This window comes from Kitasatospora sp. NPDC052896 (assembly GCF_044547075.1).
GTDB lineage: Bacteria > Actinomycetota > Actinomycetes > Streptomycetales > Streptomycetaceae > Kitasatospora.
Genome location: NZ_JBITZU010000008.1, coordinates 158322 through 176683 on the forward strand (window position 1 = coordinate 158322; position 18362 = coordinate 176683).

At 74.7% G+C, this 18362-nt stretch carries 16 protein-coding genes; 4 read left to right on the forward strand and 12 right to left on the reverse strand.

The features are described 5' to 3' along the window. Positions 1-49 precede the first annotated feature (49 nt). Positions 50-844, reverse strand: coding sequence for an SGNH/GDSL hydrolase family protein (locus ACIGXM_RS18930; RefSeq protein ID WP_396562233.1), 795 nt, complete (start codon positions 842-844; stop codon positions 50-52). A gap of 275 nt (positions 845-1119) precedes the next feature. Further along, on the reverse strand, positions 1120-1728 hold the full coding sequence (locus ACIGXM_RS18935; RefSeq protein ID WP_396562235.1) for a hypothetical protein: 609 nt from the start codon (positions 1726-1728) through the stop codon (positions 1120-1122). A 156-nt stretch (positions 1729-1884) separates the two neighbouring features. Between ACIGXM_RS18935 and ACIGXM_RS18940 the strand changes: the two genes are divergently transcribed. After that, on the forward strand, positions 1885-3054 hold the full coding sequence (locus ACIGXM_RS18940) for an exonuclease SbcCD subunit D (protein WP_396562237.1): 1170 nt from the start codon (positions 1885-1887) through the stop codon (positions 3052-3054). Continuing rightward, complete coding sequence (locus ACIGXM_RS18945) at positions 3051-6227, forward strand: AAA family ATPase (RefSeq protein WP_396562239.1); 3177 nt, start codon at positions 3051-3053, stop codon at positions 6225-6227. Before ACIGXM_RS18940 ends, ACIGXM_RS18945 begins: the two co-directional genes overlap by 4 nt. A 12-nt stretch (positions 6228-6239) precedes the next feature. Here ACIGXM_RS18945 and ACIGXM_RS18950 read toward each other — a convergent pair whose 3' ends face one another. The 3 genes from ACIGXM_RS18950 to ACIGXM_RS18960 all read right to left on the reverse strand — a co-directional run bounded on the left by ACIGXM_RS18950 (position 6240) and on the right by ACIGXM_RS18960 (position 7355). After that, positions 6240-6449: a hypothetical protein gene (locus ACIGXM_RS18950; RefSeq protein ID WP_396562241.1), complete on the reverse strand. Its 210-nt coding sequence runs from the start codon at positions 6447-6449 to the stop codon at positions 6240-6242. Positions 6450-6495: 46 nt separating this feature from the next. Then, positions 6496-6918 carry a YjbQ family protein gene (locus tag ACIGXM_RS18955; protein ID WP_396562243.1) on the reverse strand — a complete coding sequence of 141 codons (423 nt, stop codon included), beginning with the start codon at positions 6916-6918 and terminating at the stop codon, positions 6496-6498. 170 nt (positions 6919-7088) lie between these two features. Beyond that, positions 7089-7355, reverse strand: a complete 267-nt coding sequence (locus ACIGXM_RS18960) for a hypothetical protein (RefSeq protein ID WP_396562245.1) — start codon at positions 7353-7355, stop codon at positions 7089-7091. 959 nt (positions 7356-8314) lie between these two features. On the opposite strand from ACIGXM_RS18960, the gene ACIGXM_RS18965 reads away from it, so the two are divergent. Then, positions 8315-9385 carry a glycosyltransferase family 2 protein gene (locus ACIGXM_RS18965; protein WP_396562247.1) on the forward strand — a complete coding sequence of 357 codons (1071 nt, stop codon included), beginning with the start codon at positions 8315-8317 and terminating at the stop codon, positions 9383-9385. A 12-nt stretch (positions 9386-9397) separates the two neighbouring features. Here ACIGXM_RS18965 and ACIGXM_RS18970 read toward each other — a convergent pair whose 3' ends face one another. Continuing rightward, entirely contained in the window at positions 9398-10975 is a 1578-nt protein-coding gene (locus ACIGXM_RS18970) for a Na+/H+ antiporter (protein ID WP_396562553.1), read from the reverse strand. Between the two features lie 120 nt (positions 10976-11095). On the opposite strand from ACIGXM_RS18970, the gene ACIGXM_RS18975 reads away from it, so the two are divergent. Then, on the forward strand, positions 11096-11764 hold the full coding sequence (locus ACIGXM_RS18975; protein ID WP_396562249.1) for a lysophospholipid acyltransferase family protein: 669 nt from the start codon (positions 11096-11098) through the stop codon (positions 11762-11764). Positions 11765-11770: 6 nt separating this feature from the next. Here ACIGXM_RS18975 and ACIGXM_RS18980 read toward each other — a convergent pair whose 3' ends face one another. From ACIGXM_RS18980 to ACIGXM_RS19005, 6 genes are all read right to left on the reverse strand, one after another. Next, entirely contained in the window at positions 11771-11974 is a 204-nt protein-coding gene (locus tag ACIGXM_RS18980; protein ID WP_396562251.1) for a low molecular weight phosphatase family protein, read from the reverse strand. Between the two features lie 19 nt (positions 11975-11993). Beyond that, positions 11994-13889 (reverse strand): ABC transporter ATP-binding protein, encoded by a 1896-nt coding sequence (locus tag ACIGXM_RS18985; protein ID WP_396562253.1) that lies wholly within the window; start codon positions 13887-13889, stop codon positions 11994-11996. A 104-nt stretch (positions 13890-13993) separates the two neighbouring features. After that, positions 13994-14767 (reverse strand): SDR family NAD(P)-dependent oxidoreductase, encoded by a 774-nt coding sequence (locus ACIGXM_RS18990; protein WP_396562255.1) that lies wholly within the window; start codon positions 14765-14767, stop codon positions 13994-13996. Between the two features lie 9 nt (positions 14768-14776). Beyond that, positions 14777-15691, reverse strand: a complete 915-nt coding sequence (locus ACIGXM_RS18995) for an SDR family oxidoreductase (RefSeq protein ID WP_396562257.1) — start codon at positions 15689-15691, stop codon at positions 14777-14779. After that, positions 15688-16611 (reverse strand): alpha/beta fold hydrolase, encoded by a 924-nt coding sequence (locus ACIGXM_RS19000; RefSeq protein WP_396562259.1) that lies wholly within the window; start codon positions 16609-16611, stop codon positions 15688-15690. The genes ACIGXM_RS18995 and ACIGXM_RS19000 overlap by 4 nt, the downstream gene beginning before the upstream one ends. Then, entirely contained in the window at positions 16608-18143 is a 1536-nt protein-coding gene (locus tag ACIGXM_RS19005) for a flavin-containing monooxygenase (RefSeq protein ID WP_396562261.1), read from the reverse strand. The genes ACIGXM_RS19000 and ACIGXM_RS19005 overlap by 4 nt, the downstream gene beginning before the upstream one ends. Positions 18144-18362: the final 219 nt, after the last annotated feature.

Genomic DNA, 18362 nt, shown 5'->3' on the forward strand with positions numbered 1-18362 from the left:
CCCGGGCCGGGCCGGGGTGCGCCGCTCGCGCGCCCCGGCCCGGCGGGGGTCAGGCCGCGGCGGAGAAGACCGGCAGGTAGCCGTACTGCTGGCCGTCCGCGGTCGGGTGGTAGCTCTCGTCGATCGGGAAGGTGGTGCTGTTCAGCCACGAGTCGTCGTCGCAGATCTCGTGCCCGGAGAAGGCCGACCTGACGTCCACGTACGTGAACCCGGCCTGGGCGGCCGCCTGCTGGATCACGTTGTCCAGCACGTCCGCCGCGCCGTTGATCGCGCTGCGCGAGGTGTCCCCGATCCCGAACAGGCAGTCACCGTCGATCTGGTAGAGCTCCGGGTAGCCGAGCACCACCACCTGCGCGCTGGGAGCCTTGGCTCTGATCGCCGCGTACAGCTGGTTGAGCTGGCCCGGCAGGGTGTTCTCGGCGTACTGCTCGGCGGTGCTCACCGCGCTCTCGCAGGCGCTGGTGCCCTCCAGCACGCAGGCCTCCATCGTGCTGGCGAAGCCCGCGTCGTTGCCGCCGATGGTCAGACTGATCAGGTTGGTCGAGGCGTTGACGGCGGAGAGCTGGGTGTTGAGCACGTCCCCGGTCTTGGCGCCGGAACAGGCCACGAAGCTGAACGAGGACGGTCCGTTCTGGTTGGCCCACAGCTGCGGGTAGGCGTTCTCGCTGCGGCTGCAGTCACCGCTGGAGCTGTCGTAGTTGCCGGCGCCGACGCCGGCCGAGTAGGAGTCGCCGAGCGCAACGTAGTTGACGGTCTGGGCACCCGCCGGAGAGGCGAGGAAGAACGAGCCCACGGTGAGCAGGAGTGCCATCGGGGCGACGAATATGGCGCGGACGGGACGCACTTGCACCTCCACTGGATTGTGACGCAGGTCACTCAGTGGTAGCAGTGGTCCGGGCCTTCGGGAAGTGCCCATGCCAAAGTTGTTGACGAGAATTCTCGTAGCGGAAGCAGGAGTTGGCCGTAATGTCGGCCTGACGTCGTTTCGGACCGGTTACCGGATCGGCGGTACGCTCCGGCCCTCCCGGCCGACCACATCCCAGCGGATCCGTCACGCACCCGCTCGACCGCCCGCGCGCAAGACCGCGGAACCGGTCAGCCGCGGAGCACTTCGCCCGCTCACTCCGGTGTCGGGGAGAGCACGCAACCCTTCTCCGGCAGCTCCTCGATCACCTCGTTCGCCGCCGCCGGCACCCCGAGCCGGGCCACCGCCAGCCGCACCGCGGCCCGGGCCTGCCGCAGGCCCGGCTCCCCCCAGCCCAGCAGCTCGACGGCCAGGCCGGGTGCCACCAGCAGCCGGCGGTAGTGCCGTCCGGAGGCCGGGTCCGGTCGGCTCGAGCCGACCGCGTGCAGCCTCGCCGCCATCCGCACCCGCGCGCACTCGTGGCCGCCGTTGGCCGAACCGACCCGGTCGTAGAGGTAGCCCAGGTAGTGGGCCGGCCCGATCACCGCCCGGGCCTCCTCAGCCGCCTCCCGGGCCAGCGCGGCGCCCGGGTCGCCGCCGTCCTCGGCCTCCAGCGAGCCGCCGGGCAGGCTGACCACGCCGTCCTTCGGATTGACCAGGGTGAGCACCCGGCCGTCCGGGGCGAAGAGCCAGCCCCAGGACTGCTTGACCGACAGCCAGGACGGCACCGGCTCGCCCGGTCGCCAGGGCCAGCCCGCCACCGGACGACGACGGACGCGGCCGAGCAGGTCGGCGATCTCCGCGCTGTACTCGATCCGCTGCATGCGTCCTCCTTCGGCCTCGGGCTTCGCCGTGGTCCGGCCGTCCGGCCGGCCTGTTGATCTTCCCCGAACAGGCGGTCGATGAACAGCCCTCGCGGCCGCATGGGGCAAAGAGCGGACCCGCCCGACTGTCCCTGCCGCCCGTTAAGGTCGGGGACCATGCGACTGCTGCACACCTCCGACTGGCACCTGGGCCGCTCGTTCCACCGGGAGAACCTGCACGACGCCCAGCGTGCCTTCCTCGACCACCTGGTCGCGGTGGTCGAGCGGGAGGCGGTCGAGGCGGTGCTGGTCGCGGGCGACGTCTACGACCGTGCGCTGCCCGGGCTGGAGGCGGTGGAGCTCTTCGACGACGTGCTGCACCGGCTGGCCGCGCTCGGCGTGCCCGCCGTCTTCATCAGCGGCAACCACGACTCGGCCCGCCGGCTCGGCGTCGGAGCCGGCCTGATCGGGCGGGCCGGCGTCCACCTGCGGACCGACCCGCGCGGCTGCGGCACCCCGGTCCTGCTGGCCGACGGGCACGGCCCGGTGGCCGTCTACGGGCTGCCGTACCTGGAGCCCGCGCTGGTCCGCGAGCGCTTCGGGCTGGCCCGCGGCGGCCACGCGGCGGTGCTCGGCGCGGCGATGGACCAGGTCCGCGCCGACCTCGCGACCCGCCCGGCCGGCACCCGCGCGATCGTCCTGGCACACGCCTTCGTCACCGGCGGCGCCCCCAGCGACAGCGAACGGGACATCGCGGTGGGCGGCGTGGCGAGCGTTCCGGCCGCGATCTTCGACGGGGTGCACTACGCGGCCCTCGGCCACCTGCACGGCGCCCAGACCCTCGCCCCGCACCTGCGCTACAGCGGCTCCCCGCTCGCCTACTCCTTCTCCGAGGCCGACCAGCGCAAGAGCATGTGGCTGGTGGACCTGGCCGCCGACGGCTCGGTGGCCGCCGAGCGGGTCGCCTGCCCGGTGCCCCGCCCGCTCGCCCGGCTGCGCGGCCGGTTGGAGGAACTGCTGACCTCGGCGGAGTACGCGCCGCACGAGCAGTCCTGGGTGCAGGTCACGCTGACCGACCCGGGCCGCCCGGCCGAGCCGATGGAGAAGCTCCGCCGGCGCTTCCCGCACACCCTCCAGCTGCTCTTCGAGCCCGCCGAGGAGGCGGCCGGCGGGCCCCCCTCGTACGCGGCCCGGGTACGAGGGCGCACCGACCTGGAGATCGCCGAGGGCTTCGTCCGGCACGTCCGCCCCGGCGTGGCGCCGGACGCCACCGAGCTGGGCTGGCTGCGCGAGGGCTTCGAGCAGGTCCGGGAGGCCACCGACCGTGTCCAGGAGCTGCCGCGATGAGGCTGCACCGGCTCACCGTCACCGCCTTCGGCCCGTTCGCGGGCCGACAGCGGGTGGACTTCGACGCACTCGCCGAGGGCGGCCTCTTCCTGCTCCGCGGCGCCACCGGTGCGGGCAAGAGCAGCGTCCTGGACGCCGTCTGCTACGCCCTCTACGGCGAGCTGCCCGGCACCCGACGCGCGAACCGGACGCGCAGCGACCACGCCGACCCGCACGAGCTCACCGAGGTCCGGCTGGAGCTGACGCTCGGCGGGCGGCGGCTGGAGATCACCCGGATCCCGGAGCAGCCGCGCCCCAAGAAGCGCGGCACCGGGCTGACCGTGGAGAAGGCGCAGACCCTGCTGCGCGAGTGGGTGACCGACGCGGGCGAGGGCCGGCCCGGCTGGCGGGCGGCGAGCCGCTCGCACCAGGAGACCGGCGAGGAGGTGCTCCGGCTGGTCGGGATGAGCCGGGACCAGTTCTGCCAGGTGGTGCTGCTGCCGCAGGGCGACTTCGCGCGCTTCCTGAAGGCCGACGCCGCGCACCGCGGCGAGCTGCTCGGCAAGCTCTTCGACACCGCCCGGTTCGGACGGGTGGAGGGCTGGCTGGCCGAGCGGCGCAAACGGCAGGAGGCGGCCGTGCAGGGCGGACGGCAGCGGCTGCGCGAGCTGGTCGGCCGGACCGAGCAGGCCGCCGGACCGCTGGCCGAGACGGCCGCCGACCAGCTGCCCGCGCTGGACGGCCCGGCGGAGGCGCCGGCCGGCCGGCGCCGGGCGGCGGGGGCGCCGGGCGCCAGCACCGCCCCGCCCGCCGCTCCCCCGCACGGGACCGCTCCGGACGCCACCGCCGCGCTCGGCTGGGCCGCGCTGCTGCGCGCCGAGGCGGCCGAGCGGCTGGCCGGCGCCTCGGCGGCACTCGACGCGGCCGAGCAACGCCAGCACGCGGCCGAGCGGGCGCTGGCGGCGGCCCAGGAGCTGGCCGCCCGCCAGCGCCGGCACCGCGAGGCCCTGGCACGCTCGGCCGCGGTGGCGGCGAGCGAGCACGAGGACGCGGCCGAACGGGACCGGCTGGCGCTGGCCCAGGCCGCGGTGGGCGTGGAGTCGGCGCTCCGACTGCGCGAGGCCGCGGCGACCGGCCACGCGCGGGCCGGCGCGGCCGAGCGCGAGCAGCGGGAGCAGCTGGCGGGCCTGCTCGACACCGTGGGGACCTTCGACCAGGAGACCGGCACGGCCGGCCACGGCACGACCCCCCTCCCCACCCCCCTCACCCCCACCGCCGGCATCCCCCACCTCGCCGCCGCCGAGGCCGCCGTCCGCGCGGCACTCGGACGGCTGGAGTCCGCCGCGGCCGACGAGCGCCGGGTCGCCGAGCTGACCGCCGCCGGCCGCACCGAGGCCGCCGAGCGCCGGCAGGCCGAGGAGTTCGCCGAGGAGGCCGAGCGCTGGCTGGCCGGCCACCAGGCCGAGGCCGAGGCCCTGCACCAGCAGGAGGAGGCCGCCCGCAGCGCCGCCGCCCGGGCCGAGCAACTCGACGCCCACCGCGCCGAGGCCGAACAGCGGCTCGCCGCGGCCCGCCGCCGCGACGACCTGCGCGACCGGGCGAGCACCGCCGAGGCCACCCTCCTCACCCGGCAGCGCACCGCGCTCTCCGCCCGGGAACACACCCTGGACCTGCGCCAGCGTCGTCTGGACGGCATGGCCGCCGAGCTGGCCGGCCGACTCCGGCCCGGCGAGGCCTGCCTGGTCTGCGGCTCCGACACCCACCCCGCGCCGGCCCGGTCGTCCGCCGCACCCGTCCGCGCGGCCGACGAGCAGGCCGCGGTGGCCGCCCAGCAGGCGGCCGAGCACGCCGCGGCCGAGGCCGAACGCGAGCTGACCGCCCTGCGACTGGCCGCCGCCGAGGCGGCCGGCACCGCCGGCGAGGGGCCGGCCGTCGAGCTGGCCGAGCGGCTGGACCGGCTGACCACCGAACACCGCACCGCCCGGCAGGCCGCCGAGCGGCTGACCGGCCTGGCGCAGCAGCGCGAGCGCCTGGCGCAGGGCCACCAGCACTACACCGCCCGGCTGCAGCAGAGCCGGGAGCGGGTGGCCGCCCGGACGGCCCGGCTGGAGGCGCTGGCCGCCGAGCGGGCAGAGCTGTCCCAGCGGGTGGCCGCCGCCCGCGGTGACGCGCCGTCGGTGGCCGAGCGGGCCGGCGGGCTGGAACGGCTGGCCGGGCGGCTGGCGGCGGTGCTGACCGCCGCCCGGGCCGCCGAGGAGTCCACCGCCCACCTCGCGGAGGCCGGGGCCGAGCTGCACCGGGCCGCCCGGAGCGCCGGTTTCGACAGCCCGGAGGAGGCCGCGGCGGTCCGGCTGCCGGCCGCCGAGCAGGACCGGCTGCGCCGGCGCCTCGACCAGCGTGCCGCCGAGCGGCGGGCGGTGGCCGACCTGCTGGCCGACCCCGAGCTGCTGGCCGCCGCCGCGCTGCCCCCGGTCGACCCGGCCGACGCCCAGGGCGCCCTGCGCGCCGCGACCGACCGGCTGCGGACGGCCGCCACCGCCGAGCACGCCGCCGGCGAGCGCTGCGCCGAGTTGGCCCGGCTGGGCCGGCAGCTGACCGCGCTGGCCACCGAGCTGGGTCCGCTGCTCGCGGAGTACGGCCGGATCAGCCGGCTCGCCCAGCTCGCCGCCGGCACCAGCGTGGAGAACCGGCTGAAGATGCCGCTGGAGTCGTACGTCCTGGCGGCCCGGCTGGAGCAGGTCGCGGCGGCCGCCAGTGCCCGGCTGGTCCGGATGTCCGGCGGCCGCTACACCCTGGTGCACAGCGACGAGCGGGCCTCCGGCGGCCGGCGCTCGGGCCTGTCGCTGCTGGTGGTGGACGCCTGGACGGGCACCGAACGGGACACCACGACCCTCTCCGGCGGCGAGAGCTTCTTCGCCTCGCTCGCCCTCGCGCTCGGCCTGGCGGACGTGGTGACCGACGAGGCGGGCGGCATGCCGCTGGACACCCTCTTCATCGACGAGGGCTTCGGCACGCTGGACGAGCAGGCGCTGGAAGAGGTGATGGACGTGCTCGACGGGCTGCGCGAGCGGGACCGGGCGGTCGGCATCGTCAGCCACGTCGCCGACCTGCGCCGGCGGATCCCGTCCCAACTCCTGGTCCGCAAGGGGCGCCAGGGCTCGACCCTGCACCTCACCGGACCCGACGCCGGCTGAGCACGGGAGCGGTCAGCCGGAGCAGGCGATCCGCTGGGCCTGCTGCCAGGCGCACACCGGGCAGAGCGTGCTGCCCGCCTGGTCGGCCGGCAGCTCGGTGGGCTCGCCGCAGAGCACGCAGTCGGCCCGCGGGCCGGCCCCCGCCGCGGGGGTCAACGCCGCGAGGGCGTCCAGGGCGGGTGCCGCGGGGCACGCGGCGGCGGGCTGGTTCGAAGAGTCCATCACCCCGACTTCCTACTCCGCCCCCGGCCCCCGGGCAACTCCGAGGTCAGCCGAGGAAGGAGAGCCGCACGGTCCGCCGCGGGTTGTCACCGTTCGTGTCGACCAGCACCACCGACTGCCAGACCCCCAGCGCCATCCGCCCGCCGATCACCGGGAGGGTGGCGTGCGGCGCGACGAAGCCGGGCACCACGTGGTCCCGGCCGTGCCCCGGGCTGCCGTGGCGGTGCAGCCAGCGGTCGTCCGGCGGCAGCAGCTCGCGGAGGGCCGCCAGCAGGTCGTCGTCACTGCCCGAGCCGGTCTCCAGCACGGCCACCCCGGCCGTGGCGTGCGGGACGAAGACGTTGAGCAGCCCGTCCCGGCCGGCTGCCACCCGCTCCAGGAAGGTCGCGCAGCGCTCGGTGATGTCCAGGGCGACCTCGTGGTCGCCGGTGAGGATCTCGAAGGTCGTGGACTGGAAGGAGTCGGCCATGCCGCCATCCTCACCCATCACGGGTTTCCGCACCGCTCAGGAGGGCCCGCAACGTCCGTCTCGTGCCCCCGCTGCCTTCGCCCGGACACGGCAAAGGCCCGGCGGGCGATTCAACTCCCCCACCGGGTACCCGTCGTTGCCCGCCCTCGGCGGACCGACAGGCGTTTCCCCTAGCCGCGGCTGCCGAACAGGCTGCGCTTGAGCCTGCGCAGCGGCGCCAGCAACAGCACCCGCTTGGTGTGCCGTCGGACCGCCCGGGAGCCGGCGCCGCGCGGCGTCAGCTCCCTTATCAGCCCGAGCGCTTCGGCGGTGTCCACCGCCGAGAGCGCGGGCGCGCCGAGCACGGCCAGGTGACGGTCGATCCGCCGGCCGGTCGCGCCGACGCCGCACTGGATCGCCGGCACGCGGGGCCTGCTCCGCACTTGCATGTGTTCCATGAGTTTTTCCCACCCCTACGAGGCGCCAGGGCCGTGAGGCGAAGACTATCCGTGCGAGACGGTGTTCACGCAACCGTCCTGGTCTTCCGCCACCGTATCGCGTGGTGACAACTCACGTGGCCCCAGGGACCCGTGGCTTCGGTCACGACTGCGCATCGATGAGCGGGATCCGGCCACTCGACAGCTGATATCGCGTCACGGGCAGTGACCAACTCCCGCAGTCCTTCAGTGGCCATGACACCTCATCAGCACGCGGCGGCCGGACCGGGCGGAAGCGGGTCGCGGAATGCCGGGCCGCCGACCCGGGGGAACCCGGCCCGAGCGGCGTGCAGCGCACCAGGAGCGTGCAGAGCGCATTGCCGGCGGTCGCGACCCCGCCGTGACCCGGTGCGCGGCGCACGGCGCCGGCGCCGGCATCACGCGGACCGGACGCTCTGCGGGACGAGCGTCCGGAGGCGGACCGACGGGCACGGCACCCCCTCGAGGCCCCGCGAGGGCGCACGGCACCATAGGAGCCGGCCCGGGCCCGGGCAGGCCCTCCGAGCAGGGCTGACCAGCCCGAATGAAATATTCGAGAACTGAACGCACGTGGGGGATTGACGCCGGGGTTCCCTCCAAGCAGTATCTGTGCCAACGCAGAAAAGGGGCCACAAGCCCGCCTGTCAGGTGCGCTGCGTTCGACTGATGAACATATGTGCACATCTTTTCCGCACTTCCACCACCCCTGAGTCACTGTCCGGCCGTCTCGACGCTGCGGCGGCCCGGCTCCAGGCGGTGGAGGACCGGCGGTCGGCCGTTGAGGGTCGGCCGAGCCGCCAACCGGCTGCCGGTGCCGCCCTTGCACGGGCGCGGCACCGGCGGTCTCGTTCCGGCCGCCACTTCCCCCGCCGGAGGGCCCACGGCGAGTCGGTAGAGTGGCCAGGTCAGGCGCCCGGCCCTCCCGCGGAGACAAGAAGAGCGTGCGAGTCCTCCTCAGCATCGTGCTGCCCGTCCACGGCGTGGAGCGGTTCCTGCCGCGCTGCCTGGACTCGATCCTGAACGACGGCGGCGCCGGCGCCGACGGGCCCCGGGACTTCGAGGTGATCGCGGTCGACGACCTCTCCCCCGACGGCTGCGGCGCGCTGCTGGACGCCTACGCCGCCCGCGACGACCGGCTGCGGGTCATGCACCTCACCGAGAACCAGGGCCTCGGTGGCGCCCGGATCGCCGGCCTGCCCGAGGCGACCGGCGAGTACGTCTGGTTCGTCGACAGCGACGACTACCTCCCGGAGGGCTCGCTGGCGGCCGTGCTGGCCGAGCTGCGCACCGAGCGGGCCCGCCGGGAGGCCGGCGCGGCACCCGCGGACGTCCTGCTCACCGGCTTCACCCACGTCTATCCGGACGGCGCCACCGAGGACAACCCCTGGCGGCACGTGCTGGCCGGCTCGCCGCTGGAGGCCGGCGCCACCCTGCGCGAGCACCCGGCGCTGCTGAAGACCGTGATGTCGGTCTGGAACAAGGTCTTCCGCCGTGACTTCCTGGACGGCCTCGGCGTCTCCTTCGGCCGCGGCTACTACGAGGACATCTCGGTCACCTACCCCGCCCTGCTGACGGCCGGCCGGCTGCGCTACCTCGACCGGGCCTGCTACGCCTACCGTCGCGGCCGTCCCGGCGCGATCACGGCCACCTCCTCGCCCAAGCACGCCGACGCCTTCGCCCAGTACGAGGCCATCTTCGACTTCCTCGACCGCCACCCGGTCGACGCCGAGCTGCGCACCCTGGTCTTCGAGCGGACCGTCAGGCAGGCGCTGACCGTCTACGACTCCCCCGGCCTGGTCCCGGCCGAGCTGCGCAAGGACTTCTTCCGCCGGATCGCCGCCCACTTCGCCGCACACCGCCCGGTCGGCTACCGCTTCCCCGGCGGCGCCCGCGGCCTGCAGTACCGGCTGGCCGCCCGCGGCTCCCGGCTGGCCTACGACGAGCTGCGCCGCACCGGCCGGCTGCCCCGGCGGCTGAAGGCCGCCATCGCCCCCGCGCTCCGGCGCCGCTAGGGCCCGTCCGGTTCACAGCTCGCCGAGCCCGGCCTCCTCCAGGTCCAGCGCGTGCTGCACGGTCCCCCGTGTGCTGCCGCTGATCCGGTGCGTCTCGTAGAGCCGCTGCAGCTCGGCGCTCTCCACCGCGATCAGGTCGCGGCGCAGCCGCCGGAACGCCAGCATGGTGGCCGCGTCCTCGACCGGTTCCTCGTCGGAGAGCCGGAGCCGGGCGTGGTCGAGCCGGGTCTCCAGGTCACGGCGCATCCGGTCGGCGACCACCGCCGAGACGCCCTCGGCCTCCACCATCTCGTCCAGCCGACCCAGCGCGGCCCGCAGCACCGCCTTCGACGCCTGGGCCTCCTCGCGCACGGTCGTCTCCGGCTCCAGCGCGATGCCCGAGGCGCGCACCACCGGCGCCAGGGTGAACCCCTGGACCACCAGCGTGCAGGCGACCACCGAGGTGGTGAGCACCAGCACCAGCTCCCGGTACGGCAGCGGCGAGCCGTCCTGGGCCAGCAGCGGAATGCTCAGCGCGGCCGCCAGCGGCATCACGCCCCGGGTACCGGCCCAGGTGAGCACCGCCGGCACCCGCCAGTTCAGCCGGGCCGGCCCGCCGGCGACCGACGCCCGCCGCCGCTGGGTCAGCCAGGTCATCGGCACGATCCACAGCAGCCGGACCAGGATCAGCGCCAGCGCTATCACCAGCGCCTGCCAGCACCAACCGCCCTGCGTGGCATTCAAGTCACGTATCAGGCCGGGCAGTTCCAGCCCGATGAGGGCGAAGACCACGCTCTCCAGCATGAAGACCACGGTCCGGTAGACGGCGTGCACCTGGAGCCTGATCCGGGCGTTGGTCAGCCGGTGGCCCCGCGCGCCGAGCGCCACCCCGGCGACCACCACCGCGGTCACCCCCGAGGTGCGCAGGTCCTCCGCCAGCACGTACGCGACGTACGGGGTGACCAGGGCGGTCACCGTCTCCAGCACCGGATCCCCGGTGCGCGCCCGGATGAAGGTGACCGCCGCCGCCACCGCGCCGCCGACCACCGCGCCACCGCCCGCCAGCAGCACGAACTCGCCCCCCGCCGCCACCGGCGAGACCGCCCCGGCGGTCACCGCCAGGCCGACGGCGACCTTGAACAGCACCAGGCTGGTCGCGTCGTTGAAGAGGCTCTCGGACTGCACCAGGGTCTGCATCCGCGGCGGCAGCGCGAGTTTGCGCCCGAGCGCGGTGACCGCGACCGGGTCGGTGCTGGCCAGCACCGCGCCCAGCACGAAGGCCATCGGTCGCGGCAGCGGGGTCAGCGCGGCGGCCAACGCGCCGATGCCGAACGCGGAGGCCAGCACCAATCCGAGCGCCAGCAGGCTGACGGGCCGCCAGACCGCCTTCAGCTCGCGCCAGGAGATCTCCTCGGCCGAGGCGTAGAGCAGCGGCGGCAGCACCGCCACGCTGATCACCTCGGGCGGCACCACGACCCGTGGCACGAACGGCAGCAGCCCCGCCAGCAGCCCGGCCACCACCAGCAGTGACGGCGCCGGGATGCTCCAGTGCCGGGCACCGGTGGCGACGGCGGTGGCGAGAATGACCAGCAGCAGGACGGTGGTGACCATGCTCACCGGGGTGCAGCCTCCATAAGCCGTAGTGGGCGGTGGTGGTATGAAGGGTCATTGTATGAAGACCTGCCCGGGCGTGGCAGGACCGCGGTGGCCCCGGTGCCCAGGGAGGGAATCATGATCAGGCTCGCGACCAAGCTGGTGCTCAAACCACTCGCACGAGCGGTCTACCGGCCGGTGGTGGAGGGACGGAAGAACGTCCCGCGCAAGGGTCCGGTCCTCATCGCCAGCAACCACCTCTCGTTCATCGACAGCGTGGCGATCATCCTCACCGCGCCGCGCCCGGTCTCCTTCCTCGCCAAGGCCGAGTACTTCCACGGCAAGGGGCTGAAGGGGAAGTTCGTCAAGGCGGTGCTGGAGGCGATCGACGTGGTGCCGGTCGAGCGCGGCACCGTCCACCTCGCGCAGACCGCGCTGGACGCCGCGCTGGAGGTGCTGGAGAGCGGGCAGGCCTTCGGCATCTATCCCGAGGGCACCCGCTCGCGGGACGGCCGGCTCTACCGCGGCAAGACCGGCGTCGCCTGGCTGGCCCTCACCGCCGGGGTCCCGGTGCTCCCGGTGGCCCTGGAGGGGACCGACCAGCTGCAGCCGGTCGGCACCCGGATCCCCCGACTTCGCCGGATCACCGTCCGGTTCGGCGAGCCGCTGGACTTCTCCGAGCTGCACGGCCAGGCCCGCTCGGCCCGCGCCCGCCGCCAGGTGACCGACGAGGTGATGCGCGCCATCCACGAACTCTCCGGCCAGGAGCTGGCCCCGGTCTACAACGAGGTCCCCAAGGCCGCCTGAGCCCCGTCACCCGGCCCGGTCGGCCGGGTAGCGCCGCACCGCGATCATCAGGGGGTGCGCGGGCTCGCCGGCGTACCGGCCGTGCGTCCCGGCGGAGCGGACCTCGGCCCGGTCGCCGAGCCGGGCCGCGAGCATCGCGGCGGCGGTCGGCGAGCGGCAGATGTTGCCCTTGCAGATCACCAGCACCCGGCGGGGCCGTTCCCCGGTCACTGCCCGCCCCTTTCGATCCCTACCCCACCACCTTCGCGCGGCGGCCCGGCCAGGGCTGAACGACGGGCTGTGCCGCGGCCGGCTCCGCCCGCGGCGAAGGCTCCGCGCCCTCCGCCGAGTGCGGCGCCTCCCGCCGCAGCAAGGCCGCGTAGCGGCCGTCGAGGGCGAGCAGTTCCTCGTGGGTGCCCAGCTCGGCGACCCGACCGTGGTCGAGCACGGCGATCTGGTCGGCGTGCCGGATGGTGGATAGCCGGTGCGCGATGGTGATCGTGGTGCGGCCGGCGGCCAGCTCGTCGATCGCCTGCTGCACGGCCCGCTCGGTCTGGTTGTCCAGCGCGCTGGTGGCCTCGTCCAGGATCAGCACCGGCGGGTTGCGCAGGATGGTCCGGGCGATCGCCAGCCGCTGCTTCTCGCCGCCGGAGAACCGGTAGCCGCGCTCGCCGACCACGGTGTCGTAGCCCTTGGGCAGGCCGGCGATGTGGTCGTGGATCTGCGCCGTCCGGGCCGCCTCCACCAGTTCCTCGTCGCTGGCGTCCGGCTTGGCGAAGCGCAGGTTGTCGGCGACCGAGGCGTGGAAGAGGTAGGTCTCCTGGGAGACCACCCCGACCGCCCGGGAGAGCGACTCGAAGGCGAGGTCGCGGACGTCGGCGCCGTCGATGGTGACCCGGCCGCCGGTCACGTCGTAGAGGCGCGGGACCAGGTAGCTGAGGGTGGTCTTGCCGGAGCCGGTCTCGCCGACCACCGCGAGCGAGCCGCCGGCCGGCACGGTCAGGTCGACGCCGGACAGGGTGGCCCGGGGCTGCTCGGCCTCGTAGCCGAAGTCGACCTGCTCGAAGCGCACCTCACCGCGGACCGCGGGCAGCCGGACCGGCTGGGCGGGCTCGGCGATCTCCACCGGCAGGTCCAGGTACTCGAAGATCCGCTGGAAGAGCGCGAGCGAGGTCTGCACGTCCACGCCGGTGGAGAGCAGCTGGACGGACGGGCGGAAGAGCTGCTGCTGCAGCGAGACGAAGGCGACCAGGGTACCGATCGAGACGAAGGGCGCACCGCCCGCCGCGGTCAGGCCGGCCGCCAGGTAGATCACCGCGGGCATCGCCGACATCACGATCTGGATGATGTTCATCCGCCAGCGCCCGGCCATGCTGGCCCGCACCTCCAGGTCGGCGAGCTGCTCGGACTGGCCGGTGAACTCCGCCGAGAGCGAGTCGGAGCGGCCCATCGTGCGGCCGAGCAGGATGCCGCTGACCGAGAGCGACTCCTGGACCGCCGAGGACATCACGGCGAGCTGCCGCTGCCGCTCGGAGGTGATCCGCTTGCGCTCGTTGCCGACCCGGCGGCTGATCCAGACGAAGACCGGGAGCAGCAGCAGCGAGACCAGGGTCAGCCGCCAGTCCAGCGCCACCATGGCGACCACGGTGGCGATCACGCTGGTGAGGTTGGAGACCAGCGAGGTCGCGGTGGAGGTGACGGTGGACTGCATGCCACCGATGTCGTTGGCGATCCGGGACTGCACCTCGCCGGTGCGGGTCCGGGTGAAGAAGGCCAGTGACATCCGCTGCAGGTGGGAGTAGACGGCGGTGCGCAGGTCGTGCATCACCAGCTGGCCCACGGTGGTGGAGATCAGGGTCTGCAGCACGTTGAAGACGCTGTTGACCACGGTGGCCGCGACCATGCCGAGCACCAGCAGGGCGAGCAGGCCGGTGCGGCCGTGCGGGATCGCCACGTCCAGGACGGCGCGGAGCAGGAACGGGGTGACCACCGAGACCACCGCGGAGGCCCCGACCAGCAGGCCGACCGTGGCGAGTCGCCACCGGTACGGCCGGAAGAGCGCCAGGATGCGGCGCAGCTGGGCCGGGGGCCGCGGCTCGCCGGCCGCGCGCGGTGGTGGGGTCCAGTCGATGGTGTCAGGACGCACGGCACCTCCAGGAAAAGGACAACATGGAGAGGATAGCTCATTGTTAGCTCTGCTAATAATGAGCTATCCACCCAAGGCATTCCCGCACCCCGGCGACGGTCCGGTCAGGTGGTCCGGTAGGTCCGGGCCGCCTTCGAGGAGAGCCCGCCCAGCTTGCCCGCCGGCAGCAGCCGGGCGACCGCCACCGCCAGCTTGTACCGCTTGCTCGGCACCGAGAGCGTCCGCCCGTGGGCCAGGTCGCGCATCGCCTCGTCCACCACCCGCTCCGCCGGGAGCCAGGCCCAGCGCGGCACGTTCGAGGTGCCCATGCCGGCCCGCTGGTGGAACTCGGTCCGGGTGAAGCCCGGGCAGAGCGCCAACAGCCGCACCCCGGTGCCACCGAGGTCGCGCGACACCCCCTGGGTGAAGTTGACCACCCAGGCCTTGGTGGCGCCGTACGTGCCGCGCGGCAGGAACGCCGCCACCGAGGCGACGTTCACCACCCCGCCGAAGCCGCGCTCGCGCATCCCCGGCAGCGCCGCCGAGGTGAGCCGCAGCACCGCCTCGACGTGCACCTTGAGCATCTCCAGCTCCCGCTCCAGCGGCACGTCCAGGAAGGCGCCCCGGTGGCCGAAGCCGGCGTTGTTGACCAGGATCCCGACCGGCCGGGAGCCGTCCCGCAGCCGCTCCTCGACCGCGCCGATCCCGGCCTCGGAGGCGAGGTCCGCGGTGAGCGGCTCCACCTGCACGCCGAACCGCTCGCGCAGCTCGGCCGCGGACTCCGCCAGCCGCCGGGTGTCCCGGGCGACCAGCACCAGGTCGTGGCCGTCCCCGGCCAGGCGACGGGCGAAGGCGGCACCGATACCGGCGGTGGCGCCGGTGATGAGGGCAGTTGTCATGATCGCACGCTACTGGCCGCCCGCCTCCGCGCGCGAGGGTCCTGCTGCGGACCGCGCGGCCTCGTCGGCCGCCCCGCCCGCGCCGACCGGGCGCAGCCGGCTCCCCGCGGTCTCCCGCAGCCGCGGCGCCAGTCGGCCCACCTCGCGGCCGCCGACCGCGGCGATCAGCCCCGGCAGCACCCAGCGCACCGGCTGCATCCCGCGCAGCCAGGCCTGCGCGTAGACGTGTGACGAGCGGCGGGCGATCCCGGCCACCAACCGCTCCACCGCCGGGCCGACCGGGTAGGTCCGGTTGGCCGGCCAGGGCAGCCGGGCCCGCATCTCGCGGAGCACGTCGTCCTGGTCGGCGCCGCGCACCATGTCGGTGTCGGTCCAGCTCAGGTAGCCGACCCCGACCCGGACCCCCTGGTGGGCGACCTCGGCGCGCAGCGCGTGCGCGAACGACTCGACGCCCGCCTTGCTCGCGCAGTACGCGCTCATCAGCGGGGCCGGGGTGATCGCCGCCAGTGAGGCGATCTGCAACAGGTAGCCGCGGCTGGCCGCCAACGCGGGCAGGAAGGCCCGGGCGGTGGCCACGCTGCCCAGCAGGTTGACCTCGATCACCCGACTGAAGGCGGTGTGATCGCTGTCCAGCAGTGGCCCACCGATCGCGATCCCGGCGTTGGCGACCACGGTGTCGATCCGGCCGTAGCGCTCCAGGATCCCCTCGGCGGTTCCGCCGAGGGCGGCCAGGTCGGTGACGTCCGCCTCCCACCAGGACGCCTCCGGCCCGCAGAGCGCGGCGGCGGCCTTCAGCTCGGCCGGCTCCAGGCCGACCAGTGCCACCTTGGCGCCGCGCTCGGCGAGCCGGCGGGCCATCAGCGCGCCCAGCCCGCGGGCGGCTCCGGTGACGACGACGACCTGTGCGTGCAGCGGCGGGGTCATCCGGCTTCCGTCCTCTCGGGTGCCAGGTGGGCGGTGACCAGCCGGCGGATCTCGGCGGCGATCTCGGCGGGTCGCTCGGCGGGGGCCATGTGCCCCACGCCGGGCAGTTCCAGCAGTCCGGCCGGGGCCTGGGCCGCGGCCAGCATCCGGTGCGCGTGCACCGGTGGGGTGAGCCGGTCGGCGCTGCCGACCACGACGGCGGTCGGCGCGGTCATCGCGGCCAGCCCGGTCCGTACGTCCAGCTCGCCGAGCACGTCCGCCCAGCGGGCCCGGACGGCGGTCGGGCAGGCGTGCACGATCCGGGCGCACGCCTCGACCGGCTCGGGTGGGGTGGCCCGGCCCATCGTGGCGTGCTTCAGCACCGCCTTGCCGGGACCGGTGACCGGGCCGAGCGGCAGCGGGGAGGAGAGGATCCGGCGGGTCAGCCAGGCCCGCAGCCGCGGTGGGCGGACGGCCGCCGGGATCAGCCGGACCTCCTCGGTGAGGCCGCCGGCGCCGGTGCTGACCAGCAACGCGGCGGCGGTCCGGGCGGCCACCGCGGGCCGGCCACCGGCCGCCATGATGGTCATCCCGCCCATGCTGTGCCCGGCCAGCACGGCCCGGCCGCCCGCCGGCACGACGCGGGTGAGCACCGCCTCCAGATCGTCGGCGAGCGCCCTGGTGGAGTAGCCGCGGACGGTCGGCGGGATGTCGCTGCCGCCGTGGCCGCGCTGGTCGTAGGCGACCACCCGGTGGTCGTCGGCGAGCCGGTGGATGACCGGGGACCAGAACCCGATCGAGCAGGTCCAACCGTGCGCCAGCAACACGGTCGGCGCGTCGACGGGTCCGAACGCCTCGGCGTTGAGCCAGCTGCCGTCGGCGGAGCGGACCCGCAGCCGCTCGGCGGGGGTGGGCAGCACCCAGTCGGCGGGCGGCGTCATGCCGGGACCTCCTCGGTCACGGGCGCCGGCACCGGGGCGGCGCGCTTGATCAGCTCGTACTCGGCGAGGTCGATCCGGCGGGTGGCGCGGCGGAACTCGGCGGTCGAGCCGGGCCAGAGCACGGTGTTGCGGCCCTGGGAGTCCAGGTACCAGCTGCGGCAGCCGCCGGTGGTCCAGACCGTGCGCCCCATCCGGTGCTGGAGCCGCTGGTTCCAGTGCCGCTGCGCGCGTTCGGTGGGCTGCAGCGCGGTGGCGCCGACCGAGCGGAGCGTGCGCAGCGCGTCGATCAGGTAGTTCAGCTGGGACTCGATCATCAGGATCATCGAGCTGTTCCCCAGGCCGGTGTTCGGCCCGATCACGAAGAAGAGGTTGGGGAACCCGCGCACGGTCGACCCGCGCAGGGCGGCCATCCCCTCCTTCCACTCCTCCGCGAGGCTCCGCCCGTCCACCCCGAAGACCCGCTCGGCGATCGGCATGTCGGTGACGTGGAAGCCGGTGCCGAAGACGATCGCGTCCACCTCGTGCTCACTGCCGTCCGCGGCGACCAGCGTCGAGCCGCGCACCTCGGTCAGCCCGGCGGCCACCAGCTCGGTGTTGGGCGCGGCCAGCGCCGGGTACCAGGTGCGGCTGAGCAGGATCCGCTTGCAGCCGATCCGGAAGTCGGGGGTCAGCTTGGCGCGCAGCACCGGGTCGGCGATCTGCCGGGCCAGGTGCCGCTCGGCCAGTTGCTGGACCAGGCGCAGCGTGCCGGGCCGTCGGACGAAGGCGTCCACCTGGAACTCGCGGACGGCGAACAGGGTGGCCCGGCGGACCGCCGCGGTGGCCGGGACGGTGCGGTGCAGCCAGCGCTCGGCGGCGCTGATCTCGCGGTCGGCCTTGGGCAGCACCCAGGCGGGGGTGCGCTGGAAGACCGTCAGCCGTCCCACCTTCGGCTGAATCTCCGGGACGATCTGCACCGCGGAGGCGCCGGTGCCGACCACGGCGACCCGCTTGCCCGTCAGGTCGTGGTCGTGGTCCCAACGGGAGGAGTGGAAGACCTGGCCGGGGAAGGCGGCCAGCCCGGGCAGCTCGGGGATCTGCGGGTCGGAGAGCGGGCCGGTGGCGCTGACCAGCGCGTCGGCCGTCCACTCCCCCGCGCTGGTGCTGATCCGCCAGCGGGTCCGGGCGGCCTCCCAACGGGCCTCGGTGACCTCGGTGCGCAGCCGCAGGTGCGGCCGCAGGCCGAAGGTGTCGGTGACCCGCTCCAGGTAGCCGCGGATCTCGGCCTGGCCGGAGAAGCTGCGTGGCCAGTCGGGGTTGAGTGCGAAGGAGAAGGAGTAGAGGTGCGAGGGGACGTCGCAGGCGCAGCCCGGGTAGCTGTTGTCCCGCCAGGTGCCGCCGACCGAGTCGGCGCGCTCCAGGATCACGAAGTCGGTGATGCCGGCCCGGCGCAGCCGGACGCCTGCGCCGATGCCGCCGAAGCCGGAGCCGATCACGGCGACCCGGACGTGCCGGGGCTCGGGGGTGGGGGGTTGGTCGGGGATGGCTGCCATGCGGCGGTCCTCTCGGGAGGTACGAGGCGCGGGCGGGATGACGCTGCCCCCTGGGGGATGCGGGACCGGTCGGGAACAGTGTGGGGGCGTCAATCGTGCCAGTATTCACTGGCACGATTGGCAGGGTAACCGCTGGGATCCGGGCTGGGAAGAAGCCGGACGGGCCCGGTTCACCGGGCCCCTCCGTCACTCGTGGCCGTCCCCGGCCCGCCCCTATGC